This is a genomic window from Termitidicoccus mucosus (assembly GCF_038725785.1).
GTDB classification, from domain to species: Bacteria; Verrucomicrobiota; Verrucomicrobiia; order Opitutales; family Opitutaceae; genus Termitidicoccus; species Termitidicoccus mucosus.
On the sequence record NZ_CP109796.1, the window covers coordinates 4,336,130 to 4,349,732 of the forward strand.

The following is a 13,603-nucleotide window of genomic DNA, read 5'->3' on the forward strand; positions in this document are numbered from 1 at the left end:
ATCATGACCCCTTTTCGCGTTCCCACCCGCAGCTGGATTCTTCTCGCCCTGTTGTTCGCAGTCGGGCTGCTCAACTATCTTGACCGGCAGACGCTGTCGATTCTCAAGGGCACGCTGCGCGAGGCGCTCGGCATGACCGACACAAATTATTCGTGGCTCATCGGCGCGTTCATGGCGCCCTACATCGTTTTTTATGTGGTGAGCGGGCGGCTGGTGGACCGCTTCGGCACGCGCCTCAGCCTGGGTGTGTTTGTGGGCGTGTGGTCGCTGGCGAACATGGCTTGCGGGGCCGCGGGCGGCATCGGCGCGCTCGCGGCGGGGCGCATGCTGCTGGGCGCGGCGGAGCCGGGCGCGTTTCCCGCCATCCAGCGGGTGATGATGACGTGGTTTCCGGTGGAGCGGCGCGCGTTTGCCTGGAGCCTGCTGAGCCCGTGCACGACGCTGGGGGCGATCATCGCGCCGCCGTTGATCGCGTGGCTGACGGGGCACTGGAACTGGCGCGGCGCGTTTATCATTCCGGGGGCGATCGGGCTCTTCGTGGCGGCGGCATGGTGGATGGCGGATAAAAACCCGCCGGTGTTTCCATCGGAGGCCGCAAGGCCGGAGCCGGAAAAACCCGCGCCGATGCGCGAGATTTTGCGCGACCGGCGCGTGTGGCTGCTGCTCGCGGTGCGCGCCATCACCGACCCGGTGTGGTATTTTCTTTTGTTCTGGCTGCCCGGCTACCTGCAGGAACGCATGGGACTGACGTTGCAGGAGCTGGGCTGGGTGGCGTGGATTCCGTCATTCGCGGCCTCGGCGGCGGTGATGGCCACGGGGCGCGCGACGGACTTTTTTGTCGGGCGCGGACGGCGGCCGGTGCGGGTGCGGGTGACGATGTTCGTCATCGCGGCGTGCTTCGCGCCGGTCGGCGTGCTGACGACATTCGCGCCGTCGTTGTTCTGGGTGCTGGCGGTGTTTTCCGTCATGTCGATCGTGTGCCAGATCTGGTTTTTCGGCCAAAGCCTGCTGGTGGCCGACGTGTTTCCCAAAACCTCGGCGGCGACCATGGCGGGATTGCTCGGCGCGGTGGGCGCGACGGGCGGGCTGATTTTGAACGTGCTGGCCGGCCCGGTGATCGAGCGCTTCGGCTACCTGGTGGTGTTTTCAACGCTGGCGGTGCTGCATCCGTTGGCGGCGGCGCTGTTGTTCCGGAATACAAGGCGGCTGGAGGGCGCGCCGGCCCCGGCGGCCGATGGAAAGGAAATCACTGCATGAAAACGAAACGCGTGGGAAGCTGGATGGGCGCGGCCCTGCTGGGTTGCGCCGCGGCCTTCGGCGCGGCGCCGCGCGAGTTTTTTGTCGCGCCGCCGCCCGCGGGAGACGACGCGAACGCGGGCACCGCGGCGGCCCCGTTTGCCTCGCTCGAACGCGCGCGGCTCGCGGTGCGCGCCCGCCTGGACGAGGATCGCCGCCCCGGCGCGGGGGAGGCGGACGACATCACGGTGTTTTTTCGCGGCGGCCGGTATGAGTTTGCAAGGCCGGTGATATTCCGGGCGGAAGACTCGCCGCAGGGGAAAAACCGCGTGGCCTACCGGGCGTGGCGCGATGAGAGGCCGGTGTTCAGCGGCGGCGCGCGCGTGACCGGCTGGAGCGAGGAGGCCGGCGGCGTGTGGCGCGCGGACGTGGGCGCGGACGCGGATTTCCGCCAGCTTTGGGTGAACGGGATGCGCGCGGTGCGCGCGCGCGCGCCGAATGCCGGGCAATTCATCACGCTGCCGAACGAGCGCGAGGAAGGCGGCGACGGGCTGGATCTGCCGCGGTGCGTGCCGGACGGCCTGGCGCCCAGGCCGGACGAGACCGAGCTTTCCGTGCAGATCGCCTGGATGCACAAGCGCCTGCGCATCTCGCGTGTGTATTCGAAAAACGGATATACGCGCGCGGTCATCAATCCCGCCGAATGGGACGCCGTCTGCGCGCAGCCGCAGGGCGACCGCAACTACAAGGGGCGGCGCGCGTGGCTGGAGAATGCGAGGGCGTTTCTGGACGAGCCGGGCGAGTTTTTCCTGGACCGCGCGGCGGGGGTCGTCTTCTACTTGCCGCGCCCGGGCGAGGACATGCGCGCCGCGGAAGTCATCCGGCCCGTGGCGGAATCGCTGGTGCGCCTCGACGGCCCGGTGGCGGCCCCGCCGCGCGGGCTGGTGTTTTCCGGCCTGACGTTTTGCGAGACCGGCTGGACGCGCCCGAACCGCGCCGGTTTTGTCGATGTGCAGGCCAACTCGCTCGTGCCGGAGGACATCGGGGCGGCGAGGGACGACCAATACCGCCACGGCCAGAAAAAAGACCGGGTGCCCGGCGCCTTTCACGCCGAGGCGGCGGAAGACGTGACGGTGGAGCATTGCCGCTTCGAGCGCATCGGCGGAACGGCGGTGCTGTTTGTCACCGGACAGCGCGTGACCGTCGCGAACAACCGCATCGCCGACATCGCCGGGGGCGGCATCGAACTGGGCAATGACGCGTTTGCGCCGAAGGATGCGCGGATGGTCCCGGCGGACTGCGTGATCCGCGGCAACCGCGTGTCGCGCGTCGGGCGGGATTATCTCGGCGCGGTGGGCATCCTGGGCTACTACACGGCCCGCTCGCTGGTGGCGCACAACGAGGTGACGGACTGCCCCTACACGGCGATCAGCTGGGGTTGGGGCTGGGGCAAACAAGCCGACCCGGACGACCGCGGCGGGAACCGCATCGTCGGCAACCGCGTGCGCGGGTTTCTCCAGGCGCTCGACGACGGCGGCGGCGTGTATGTCGTGGGCCGCCAGCCGGGCTCGGAAATCGCGGGCAATGACATCGCGGACATGCTTCCGCCCGACCCGGCGACGGCCATCGGCGGAGCGATCTACCCCGACCAGGCGAGCGAGGGATTTCGTATCCAAAACAATGTGACACGCCGGGTGGCGAAGTGGCTCTACATCTGGACGGAGTCGATCACGGGCAACCGCGTCACGAATAATTTTTCCGACACGATTGCCCTGCGGAATGACGGGAAGGGCAACGTGGTCGAGTATCCGGCGATGGTGGACGGGGGCGGGGACGCGAAGCTGCCCGAGGCGGCCCGGAAAATCGTGGAGGCCGCCGGGCCGGAAGCCGCGCCCTGAAGAAGGCATCCGCGCTTATCGCGTTTCCCTCCTGAGCAACGCCACGCCGCCGGTCCATTCGCGGGTGTCGGCCAGCGTGAGCGCACCGCCGTCGAGGGCAACCGCCGGGCGCTCGGAAAACTCCCGCGCCAGCCGCCACGCGCCGGGCGCGGGAAGCGCGTGCGTGACTTCATTTTGCCCGCCGGCGAAACGGTGCCACACGACAAGCACGGTTTGCGCGGCCTCGTCGCGGGCGGCGGCAAGCTGCCAGCCGCGCGGATGCTGCCACGAGGGGCCGGTTTCGCGGCGCGTGCGCCACTGCCCGTCGCGGATGAGCGGGACGGCCTCGCGGTAGGCGGCGAGGCCGTCGCGGACGAGGCCCCATTGGGTTTCATCGAGCGCGCCGATGTCTCCAGAAAGGCACATGCGGCCGAGGAAGGTCGCGGCGAGCGAGTAGGCGAGGCGCTGCGGGGAATCGGAGGCGCGGAGCACGGCCCAGATTTGCGACTGCGCGGGCAGGATGAGGCGGTGCAGGCTGGCGGCGATGACAGGGATGTCCGGCGTCTCGTGCGCGTCGGTGGCCGAGCCGAGCGCGGACAGCGCGAGCCACGAGGGTTCGAGGCGGTGCCCGCCGGAGGCGCAGGTTTCGATGACGAGGTCCGGGAGCCCGTCGCGCAGGCGGACGAGGAACTGTTGCACGCCGGCGAGGTGCCGGCGGAGGTTTTCGCCGGGGGATTCGGGGCCATCCACGCCGGGGCCGAGCGTGTCGTTGTGGTCGATTTTTAGGTAACCGATGCGGCTGTCGCGGAGCAGGGCGGTGACGCGGCCGGCGAGAAAATCATGCACCCAAGGGTCGCGGAAATCCCAGAAGCGGCGGTTGCCGACCTGAAGCGGCGCGCCGTCGCGGTGGAGCTGGTGCGAGGTCTCGTCCCACGCGCGCGAGCCGGGATTGACGGCCTCGAATTCAAACCAGAGGCCGGGAACGAGGCCGCGCGCGCGGATGGCGTCGGCGGTGGCGCGCAGGCCGGCGGGAAACGCGGCGCGGTTGACGAGCCAGTCGCCATTTTGCTGGAAACCGCGCGAGGGGCGCTCGGCCCAGCCATCGTCGATGACGAGGTATTTGACTGCGCCCCCGGCGCGGGCGGCGAGCGTGCCGGCAAGGGCGGTGAGGCTGTCGTGGGTGGGCGCGCCCCAGCTTGAGCACCATTCGTTGAAGATGACCGGCAGCTCCCGCTCGCCCGGCGGCTGGGCGGCGAGCGGGTGGCGCTGGAGCGCGGTGAGGCGGGCGCACGCGTCGTCGAGCGTGCCGGCGACGGCGGTGACAAACGCGTCGGGCAGCGCGAGCGTTTCCCCGGGGCGGAGGGTTTTGCCCCACTCTCCGGCATGGCGGTCGGCGAGGCCGCCGGCAAGGGCGAGCTGGTCGGCGCGCCGGAAGAGTTCGAGCTGCCAGGAACCGGCGGCGGCGAGTTGCGCGGCCCAGAAGACTCCGGCGGCGGCGTCCTCGACGGCGGCGAAGGGATGCCAGCCGTTGACGGGCATGGAGCCGGCCTGCGAGATGCGCTCGACCTGGATGCCGTGGCCGGACCAGGTGCGTTCGAGATGGAGTTCCTCGATGGAACGCCTCTCGTGGCGGGCCTCGGCGCTCCACGCGGAGCGAAAACGGTGAAGGTGGAGGCGGCCGGGCGCGTCATCGGCGGCGAAAGGCGTGATGCCGCCGAGGCAGAACGAGGCGGCGAAATCGAGCGTGAGCGGGGCGGCGCCGTCGTTGCGGAGCGTGATGCGGATGACGAGCGCGCGGTCGCCGTCGTGGTGGACGATGTCGTGGATGCAGACGAGCCCGCCGGGCGACGCGAGGGCGGTGCGCAGCGTGGTGACGCCGTTTTCGCGAAGCGCGGCGTGGTCGCGAACGGCGAGGGTTTGCGCGGTCGGGGAGGCGAGCAGGGTGCGTCCGTTTGAAAAGGCGGGCGGAAGCGGATCGCCCCGGCGGTGCAGCGCGACGAGCGGCGCGACTTCCCACGCGCGGATGGGCAGAAACGCGCCGGGAAGCGCGAGCACCGGGGGCGTGCCGAGATTTTCGCGGGGCGCGACGGCCTGGTTTTCGATTGCGGCGGGGACGAGCGAAAGCCCCCACGCGCCGGGGGCGTCGTGCGGCGCGTGGTAGCGGACGACGATGTCGGCGAGCTGGTGGCGGGCCTGGAGACGAAGGGGCATGGCTGAAGCGTATGGAAAAAGGGCGGCGTGCCAAAACACGCCGCCCGGAAGCAGACCGTTGGTTGGCCGCTGTCGCTCAGAGCGAGAGCGCCGCTTGGAACATGACCGTAAGCGGCGGCGAATAGGAGCGCCCGCCCGAGGAGTAGAGTTTGTCGGTGAGGTTATAAACGTTGAGCTGGAGGGAGACGGGCTTGTTGAAGGGCCTGATGGTGTAGCCGGCGGCGGCATCGAGGACGGTGTAGCCGGGCACCACGGTGCCCCACGAGGCGGTGGTGGAGTTGGGCATGAAGTTGCTTTGCGCCTTGATGCCGAGGCCGAACCAGAGCGATTTCATCGCGCCGTCGGTGAACTGGTATTTCTGCCAGATTTTCAGCGTGTCGTCGGGCGTGTTGGGCAGCGGGCGGCCGTTGCGGATGAACCATTCGCCATAGGCGGTGGTCTTCAAGTAAGCGTCGGTGGTCGTGTTGAAGATCGGCTTGGCGAGGGTGATTTCGTTTTTGATCAGGTGGCTGGCTTCGAGGGAGAGCGAGTAATTGCGGACGGGCTGCCAGGTGAGGCCGAGTTCGAAGCCCTCGGCTTTGTTGCCGTCGAGCGTGGTGTTCCATTGCACGTTGGGTGTGACGTTTTCCGAGCCGGGAGGACGCAGGGGGTCCACCCACGTGCCTTGATTGCGCGGGTCGTTTTCCGTCTTGGTGCCGTCGATGACGACCGTGTTTTTCTTGAACACGGAGAAGTAGCCGAGGCGGCCGATGAGCTTGCGGTTGAAAAATTCCATCTTGACGCCGACTTCCTCGCCGTGGCCCTCGATCTCGGGCGCGCGGTTGGCCTCGCGCTCTTCCTGGGTCACGGGGTTGGTGCCGCCGGCGTAGTTGTTGATGAGGTATTGGCCGGCCGTGCCGTCGTTGCCGACGTTTTTGCTGGCGTAGATGTTCAGCCCGGGAAAGGGCTCGATGACGATGCCAAAGGTCCAGGATTGCGTGGAGGTCTTGGGATTGGTCGTGGAGAGCCTGACCACGTCGCGGTCGCGGTCGAGCTGCCAGGAGGTGCTTTTGCTGGTGTTGTTGCGGTAGCCGGTGAAGAGCGTGATGCGGTCTTTCCAGAAGCTGCCGCTGTAGCCGAAATAAACCGCGTCGGTGTAGCGCCGCGTGTAGTCCTGGCTGTAGGTGCCCGCGGGGGTGACGTCGGTCTTGTAGCGTTGGAGGAGGGTGAAGTCGGGATAGTCGTGCACGGCCGGGTCGAAATAGTTGAGGATGTTCGCGCCGGTGAGCGTGGCGGGGCTGTTGAACACGTTGGGCGAGCCGGCGACCGAGAGGCCGGCGAAACCGGTGGCGGCGCTGATCCAGCCGCCGGCGACGTTCCAGGCCTCGTTGCGGTTTTTCTCGCCGCCGAGGAGCAGGTGGTGGTTGATGCCGAGAAGTTCCTTGGTGAACACGGTTTCGATTTTTCCGTTGAGGGCTTCCTCCTCGCGGCGGTTGGAGTTGTTGAAGGCGGCGAGGGACACGCTGCCGTCCGGATTCTGGCGCAGCGGGCTGGCGAACATGAACGAGTCGGCCTTGGTGTTGGCCCAGCGTCCGACGAAGCGCACTTCGAGCCAGTCGGTGGCCATGAGATTGGCCTCCGTCTCGAAGATGTCGTAGTTTGCGGTGTAGGGGGAGTGGGGGCCGAAATGATTGGCCTTGGTGCCGCTTTTCCAACTGCCGGGCGTGAACCATTCTCCGTCGCCGAGGGAGACCCATTTGCCATACGCGTCGACGTTGTCAGTGCGCCACGCGGTCCAGTCGCGACCGATGCGGGCGCGGTATTCTTCAACCGTGTAGGCGCGGCCGAGCGGACGATTTATGCCCGTGTCGAGGAGTGCCTGGGAGGGGTTGTCGAAATCGTTCTGGTATTGCCGGGTGGCCATCTGGGCGTAGCCGACGGCGTTGCCTTTGCGTTCGCGGAAAACGTATTCGCCGCGCACGCTCAGCTTGGAGAACGGACGCCAGAGGAGCTGGGGGTTGACGAACTTGAGGGTGCCGTCCGAGTAGTCGCGCCAAGTGTTGTCGTCGCTGTATTGGGCGATGAGGCGGTAGGCGAGTTTGCGGGGGACCAGCGGGCCGGTGGAGTCGATTTTGGCGGTGAAGCTGTCGTTGGAGTCAATGCTGGCGGTGACGGTGTGCTGCCACTTGAAGAGGGGCTTGTGGGTGACGAGGTTGAGCACGCCCCCGGTGGTGGAGCCGCCGATAAAGACGGACATGGGGCCGCGCGCGATCTCGACACGGTTGGCGTTTTCCGTGCTGAAGCCGGCGACGAGGGGCAGGCCGTTGCGCTGGTTGACATTGATTTCCTGGCCGCGCATGCGCATGAGCGGCGCCTCGGCGTTGACCGTGGTGTTGGCGATGGTGCGCGAGCCGTTGTCGAGCGTGCCGAGATCCGCGGAGACGCCCGCCTGGTATTCGATGATGCCGTTGAAGCCGACGCCGCCCGTGTCGAGCAGGAATTGCTCCGTGACGACGTTGATGGAAAGGGGAATTTTCGCGAGGTCGGCGGCGAATCCGGTCGTGGCGACGGACTTGTCGGCGACGTAGGGCGAGTCCTTCGCGCTGGTGACCTCGAAGACGGAGAGGCGGACAATGTCGTCCGACGCCGCCGGGTCGTCGGGACCGGAGGCCGGGCTTGAGGGCGCTTGCTGGGCGCGGAGCGCGGCGCTGGCGGCGGGCATCGCGAGGGCGAGCGCGCAAAGCAGGGATTGGCGGAGGTGGTGTGTTTTCATCGGGGGCGTCAAGGGATGGGTGGGATGACTGCGAGTCGGCACCCCGGTGCGTGGTCTCGGGCATCAGGAAGATGAAGCGCGAATTGCAACCGGGGCAAATTTTGGCTGTCAGGGATAACAATCAAAACGCGCCATTGGTTTGAGACGCCGCAGGGACAATCGAAATCCCGCTGTTACTGAAATCGCTCAGTTGAGCGACCCGCGCGGGCCGGGGACGGAACGGCTTGCTGCGGCGCCTCCCGGCCGATGTCATCACGCCGACACCTCATGTTTGCAAAAAACAAACCGTTCCACCGCCTCCGGCCGCATCCGTGCGCCCGCCTGCTTCTGCTCGCCGTCCTTCCCTGGCTCGCGCTCGCCCTCGGCGCCGCGCCGAAAAAGAAGAAGTCCGCGCAAAGCCAGCCCGCCGCCGCCAGTTCCTCGGCTGACGACTCCGCGCCGAAACTCATTTCCACGACCGGCGGCGACGACCGGCGCTGGCCCGGCCTCGACGCCCTCAAGAAAGCCGCCGATGCCGGCGACCCCGAGGCCTGCTTCGAGCTCGGCCAGATGTATCTCGTCGGCGCGGACCAGGTGGAAAAAAACATCACCCGCGGCCTCCTCCATCTCGAAACCGCCGCCGGTCGCGGCCACGCCGGCGCCGCCTTCCGCCTCGGCAAAATCTACGCCGACGGCGAGCTCACGCCGCAAAATCCCGAGGCCTCGCTCAAATACTACCGCCTCGCCGCCGCCGGCGTGAGCGAGGCGCAGCACAACCTCGGAGCCGCCTACGCCACCGGACGCGGCGTGAAGCGCGATTACGCCGAGGGCCTCGCCTGGCTCATCCTCGCGGCCAGAACAAATCCCGAGGCTGTCGCCAGCGAGCAGCGGCTCCGCGAGTTTCTGGCCAAAGGCAAGCGCCCCGACCTCATCGCCGCCGGGGAAAAGCGCGCCGCGGAACTCACGAAACAACTCGCCGAGGAGGCCGAAAAGAAAAGGCAGCCCGCCGCCGTCCCCGCGGCCAAACCCGCGACGACCGTCCCGGCTGTCATCACTCCGCCCAAGCTCGAAATCACTCCCGCCGCTCCGCCGCCGATCAGCATCCCGCCGCCGTAGCAAGCAACACAACCGGAGCGGCTGCCGCCGCCCGCGTGAGCGACTGGGAGCGCCGGCATCTTGCCTGCACGCTGGGCATGAATAAGTCGCTAGTAATAGCGGACTTATTTGATGGTTAGTAAGTTAGAACGGGCAGAGTGTGGCAGGTTGAGGCAGGGATGGGAAGCAAAAAACAGCATTTTTGGCAACAAACTGGCAACCCTGCGGAGGGACTTGGGCGCGGGGCGAGCCCCTTATTTGTATTCAAATTATGGATACAAATTCCCATTCGCCAATAATGCGGGAATCCGTCCGGTTGGTCGAGCCCCATTTTTGTTCCGGTATTTTTGGGGTTTCCATAAGTGTTGTTGCACGTCGAAGGCGCGGATTTTCCGGCGGTCGCCTTCCCGTCGGTCGGGGCTTCCCGGCGATGCGGAAAGGCGGATGTCGCCGTTTTGGCAGCCCGGTGCGGGTGGTTTGCGGCCTTGGTGCGCGTGCGCCGGGTGGCGGCATGATGGCGGCGACGGGTGTTTTTTCGATTCCGTCAGGCGAGTCGGTTTGCAGGGTGGCGCGGCGTCGCATCCTTTGCATGGAGCGTCCGCGCTGGTCGCGCCAGAGGTGTTTGATTCCGGGCAGGCGTGTCCGACTGTGGGTTTCATGGACGGGCGGACGGAAAAGGGCGGGAACGCTGGCTTGGAAAAAGAGGCGCGCAAGCCGGTGGGCTGGCAACGCCAGCCCTGCGCGGGTCGCGGTCACGAGGCGTCTGCTGTGTTCTCAATGTGCTGGCAGCGGCCAGCGAACCTCCGCGCCCCAATAGTTGCCAGATTGGGTGCCGCGGGCATGGTGGAGAGCGAAGCGGACCTTGCCCGCGACACTATGCTTGGCAACGGGGCGCGATGTGAGGAAATTCCCAATCCGCAAGGTCGGCCATCCCGCAAGGGAAACATCATCAAAGTGAGCCTGCGCCGGTGCCCTCTCACTCTTTTTTGGTGTCTCCCGAATCGGGCTTATGCGAAGTCGAACATCTGTTGTCCCAAGGCAGCCTTGATTTGCTCGGTTTTCTCCGGTGTGGGCGGTTGTCCCTGTTGTCCGGCGGCGGATGCGATGAGAGCGGTTGCAAGCGGCAGCACCGTTTCATTTCCGTTCCCGTTTTCGGTTTGCGGCGCGTCTGTCTGGTTTTGTCCGGCGGCGAGTCCGGCGAAGAGATGCAAACGTCCCCGGAAAACCCAGTGGATGTTCCGCCATGAGGCGAAGAACTTCATCGAGAGGGTGTTGCCGTGGACAACCTCCGTAGGGATGCCCCAGAGGGTGGTGTTGATGAAGCACATGTCACAGGCGGTCTTGCTGATGTCGATGGCGGTGACTCGCAAACGGCAGCGGTTCTCCGGTGAGAGCGCCTTGGCAAAGGCCAGAATCATCGCTCCCGCACCACAAGCCGGTTCGCAGAGCGTGACGGGGCCTTCTGGCGGCAGCGATGAGTCACCGGCAAGCATTTGGGCGATCATTTCGCAGATGTTCTGCGGGGTATGAAACTCTCCATTCCATTGTTGTCCCTTATGGGAGAGGGCCAAGTCCATGTAGTGGCCTCCGAGCAGGTCGGTGAAAGGTTGGGCTTCCATTTCCATGACCAGTGCGGCAAGGGCGTGGCTGAAAATTTCCAGTTCGTCCCTGTTCCAGCGTTTGACCTCTTCGAGGTATTCGGCCTCGCGGGTGCCGTGCGCGAGCGCGCAAGCGGCCAACGATGCGAATGATGTGAACACCGTGTGCGCGTCGTGGCGGCGGATGAGTTGTTCGAGCAACGGCCTGAAACAGGGGGTTTGACTCGTTTTCATGCGACGCGGCTTTCGTTGCTAAAGTGCAGTTTGCGGTCGTCGCCGATGTAGAGATCGACTTCGCCGAAGGACTCGCTGGCGCGGGTGAGTTGCTGCATGGCGAACTCGGCAAGCTCGTCGTTCACAGACTCGTCGAAGTAGCCGCTGCCGTGACTGCAGCGCGTGAGCCAGAAATTGTGTCCGTTACGCTCGTCGTCGAGATGGCACAGGTCGGTTTTGCACTCGCGGCAGAATTGCGAGCATTCCGCCCATGCGCTCACCAGCGAGGCGGTGGCGATGTCCTCAATGGAGTGGGTGGCGTCGAAGTATTTTTCGTTGTCGTCGTGGGAGGTCCACAGCGCGGCATTTAGGTAGCCGTGCAGAAAGCGGAAGAGCATGGTTTCGCCAGCCTCGATGTGGTGGAGAAGCTCCCGGTGGACGGAAGCGCGCTTGCGGCCTTGGGGCAGGTGGAGTGTTTCCAACACGCAGGTCGTTTCGGTTGTCATGTGATTTGGCGCAATCAGGCGCAGTCCGCTTCCGGCGACATGCCGGGTTGTCTCGGCCTTGCCCGATTCACGTCGTTCCGAGGGCACACCCAGTCAAAGGACGCCGGAGCAGGTGCAGAGGCGTCCGGTGTGGAGCGCAGCCCGAGCTTGCGAGGGCGAGCAATACATTGACGGGTGTGACACAATTCGGAACACGCAGCAGGCAAGGGTTTTAAGCGGGGTGCCGATGGAGCGCGCGGATGCGCCGGGGGCTGGCGGGAGTCGCATCATTGCCGCGCGGCGTTCGCCAGTGATTTCGCCATCGTGAGGTCGCAACCGCGATTGACGCCATCCCGAAGGATGAGTGCCGGGGCCGGAACGCCAGCAATGGAGGCTTCCTTGGAATGGCTTTTAGAGCAGTCCCTGTTGGTGGAAGGAAAAGTATCCGACCTTGAGGGGATCGGCATTGACATCACCGACGATCACGTGGTCCACGAGGTCGATATCGAGAATCCTTGCGGCTTCCTTCAGGTCAAGGGTGACGCGAATGTCCGCAGTCGAGGGGGCCGGGTCCCCGCTAGGGTGATTGTGACTGAGGCACACGCCGGTCGCCCCCGAGAGGATGGCTCCACGGAACACTTCCCGGGGCGAGGTCAGAGTGGAGGTTGCCGTTCCAAGCGAGATGAGGTGCCGTCCCAATGGATGGTTTTTTCGATCAAGATAAACACAGTAGAACGCCTCTTGCAGCGGGCTCTGCTCAAAGGCGGAGTTGAGGTAGGCGACGACAAGTGCCGGCGTGTTGAGGGCGATTGCCTCGCCGGGGGAGACCAGCGAGTAGGTCAGTTTTGCCTCGAAGATACGCATGTTTTTTAGCGGAATCGCGCGGAAGTCCGTTCCCCGGCCTCGTGCCGGAGTTGTCTCGGCTCTGCCCGATTCACGCCGTTCCGAAGGCACACCCAGTCAAAGGACGCCGGAGCAGGTGCGCAGGCGTCCGGTGTGGAGCGCGGCGAGCCTGGTCGAGCCGCGACTACATTGATGGGTGTGGCACAATGGCGGAACACGCAGCGGCAGGCAGTTCCAGTGCGGGGTGCCGGTGGAGCGCGCGGGTGCGCGGTGCGGTCTTTCGTGATTGTATTCAGATATAAAATACGGGCTCGCATCCGTCCGGCGTGATTGCCCGCGCGCGGTTGCCCGGATAAAAACGCGACGAAGGCGGACGCCGTCGCGCCGTGCGGGACACCGCCGGATGCCGGTCAAAGCCAGCAGTGGTCAAGGGCGTCGCTGTTGCCGAAAAGCCGCCATGCGAGGTCATGCACCAGCGAGTGGCCGCAATCGAAGCCACAACCCTCCACGCGGATGGCCTCGCGTCGCGAATCGTATCGGGTGGCCAGCGCCTTGGCCGCGCTCCAGGTGATGCGCAGCGGCTTGTTTTCGCGCACGGTGTAAAGGTCAATCCATCGGCACGTGCCGCTCCTGCTGGTGTGGCGGAGGAAGACGTAAACGGTGTCGCCAACCTTGAGGTAACTTTTGCGGAGTCTTTCGATGGCCAGGGTGCTTTCGGTTCTGGCGAGGTCGCGTTTGATTCGAGCCTTTTGATTCATGTTCGGAAATGAAATCAGGCGCAGTCCGTTCCCGGCGTCGTTGCCGGGTCATCCCGGTCACTGCCTGATTCCGCCGCTCCCAAGGCACACCCAGTCAAAGGACGCCGGAGCAGGTGCGGAGGCGTCCGGTGTGGAGCACGGCGAGCCTGGTCGAGCCGTGACGACATTGACGGGTGTGGCACACTGAGCGGACAGCAGGCAGGGCAGATCTATTCAGTGCCCGGTGGCGTGCCGCGCGGCCATTGTCCGCATTTCCGGCGAAGCAAAATGCGGAGTGTTTTCCCGCGCCAGGGGAGCATGGACGGCGGCGGGCGGAGGCGCGCAAAAAAAGAGGGCACCGCTTCACCGGCGGCGCGCGAACACCAGCGTCCCGCCGCCGACCGCCGACGTTCTGGCTCCCCGTCCGTGCGCCGGTGCGTCCCCGCCCCTCACGAGGTCGCGCCGCGTCACAAGGCACGCAGGGGCGCGGCGCGATTTCGTGAAGGTCGGGCGGTGCGGACAGGCGTCATGCGGTCGCGCCCGTGCGCCGCGCGCACGTCGCCGAAAATCCGGGTAT

9 protein-coding genes are annotated in these 13,603 nt (G+C 65.9%); 3 read left to right on the top strand and 6 right to left on the bottom strand.

All coding sequences use genetic code 11. The features are described 5' to 3' along the window. Positions 1-3 precede the first annotated feature (3 nt). Both OH491_RS15155 and OH491_RS15160 read left to right on the top strand, forming a co-directional pair. Complete coding sequence (locus OH491_RS15155) at positions 4-1,257, top strand: MFS transporter (protein ID WP_068773168.1); 1,254 nt, start codon at positions 4-6, stop codon at positions 1,255-1,257. Then, positions 1,254-3,134: a right-handed parallel beta-helix repeat-containing protein gene (locus OH491_RS15160; protein WP_068773169.1), complete on the top strand. Its 1,881-nt coding sequence runs from the start codon at positions 1,254-1,256 to the stop codon at positions 3,132-3,134. Before OH491_RS15155 ends, OH491_RS15160 begins: the two co-directional genes overlap by 4 nt. Before the next feature lie 15 nt (positions 3,135-3,149). On the opposite strand, the gene OH491_RS15165 is transcribed toward OH491_RS15160, so the two are convergent. Continuing rightward, complete coding sequence (locus OH491_RS15165; protein ID WP_342750546.1) at positions 3,150-5,324, bottom strand: alpha-galactosidase; 2,175 nt, start codon at positions 5,322-5,324, stop codon at positions 3,150-3,152. 76 nt (positions 5,325-5,400) lie between these two features. After that, a complete protein-coding gene (locus OH491_RS15170; protein ID WP_068773171.1) occupies positions 5,401-8,076 on the bottom strand; it encodes a TonB-dependent siderophore receptor in 2,676 nt (891 codons plus the stop codon). A 267-nt stretch (positions 8,077-8,343) separates the two neighbouring features. On the opposite strand from OH491_RS15170, the gene OH491_RS15175 reads away from it, so the two are divergent. Then, complete coding sequence (locus tag OH491_RS15175; protein WP_068773172.1) at positions 8,344-9,171, top strand: tetratricopeptide repeat protein; 828 nt, start codon at positions 8,344-8,346, stop codon at positions 9,169-9,171. 986 nt (positions 9,172-10,157) lie between these two features. Here the strand turns inward: OH491_RS15175 and OH491_RS15180 are convergent. From OH491_RS15180 to OH491_RS15195, 4 genes are all read right to left on the bottom strand, one after another. Next, positions 10,158-10,982 (bottom strand): N-6 DNA methylase, encoded by an 825-nt coding sequence (locus tag OH491_RS15180; RefSeq protein ID WP_068773173.1) that lies wholly within the window; start codon positions 10,980-10,982, stop codon positions 10,158-10,160. Then, entirely contained in the window at positions 10,979-11,467 is a 489-nt protein-coding gene (locus tag OH491_RS15185; protein ID WP_068773174.1) for a hypothetical protein, read from the bottom strand. Before OH491_RS15185 ends, OH491_RS15180 begins: the two co-directional genes overlap by 4 nt. A gap of 390 nt (positions 11,468-11,857) precedes the next feature. Continuing rightward, positions 11,858-12,310 carry a JAB domain-containing protein gene (locus OH491_RS15190; RefSeq protein ID WP_068773175.1) on the bottom strand — a complete coding sequence of 151 codons (453 nt, stop codon included), beginning with the start codon at positions 12,308-12,310 and terminating at the stop codon, positions 11,858-11,860. Between the two features lie 389 nt (positions 12,311-12,699). After that, positions 12,700-13,047: a hypothetical protein gene (locus OH491_RS15195; RefSeq protein WP_068773176.1), complete on the bottom strand. Its 348-nt coding sequence runs from the start codon at positions 13,045-13,047 to the stop codon at positions 12,700-12,702. Between the last annotated feature and the right edge of the window lie 556 nt (positions 13,048-13,603).

Coding starts and splice junctions, on each gene's coding strand:
- OH491_RS15155 (WP_068773168.1), top strand. CDS start 4: ATGACCCCTTTTCGCGTTCCCACCCGCAGCTGGATTCTTCTCGCCCTG.
- OH491_RS15160 (WP_068773169.1), top strand. CDS start 1,254: ATGAAAACGAAACGCGTGGGAAGCTGGATGGGCGCGGCCCTGCTGGGT.
- OH491_RS15165 (WP_342750546.1), bottom strand. CDS start 5,324: ATGCCCCTTCGTCTCCAGGCCCGCCACCAGCTCGCCGACATCGTCGTC.
- OH491_RS15170 (WP_068773171.1), bottom strand. CDS start 8,076: ATGAAAACACACCACCTCCGCCAATCCCTGCTTTGCGCGCTCGCCCTC.
- OH491_RS15175 (WP_068773172.1), top strand. CDS start 8,344: ATGTTTGCAAAAAACAAACCGTTCCACCGCCTCCGGCCGCATCCGTGC.
- OH491_RS15180 (WP_068773173.1), bottom strand. CDS start 10,982: ATGAAAACGAGTCAAACCCCCTGTTTCAGGCCGTTGCTCGAACAACTC.
- OH491_RS15185 (WP_068773174.1), bottom strand. CDS start 11,467: ATGACAACCGAAACGACCTGCGTGTTGGAAACACTCCACCTGCCCCAA.
- OH491_RS15190 (WP_068773175.1), bottom strand. CDS start 12,310: ATGCGTATCTTCGAGGCAAAACTGACCTACTCGCTGGTCTCCCCCGGC.
- OH491_RS15195 (WP_068773176.1), bottom strand. CDS start 13,047: ATGAATCAAAAGGCTCGAATCAAACGCGACCTCGCCAGAACCGAAAGC.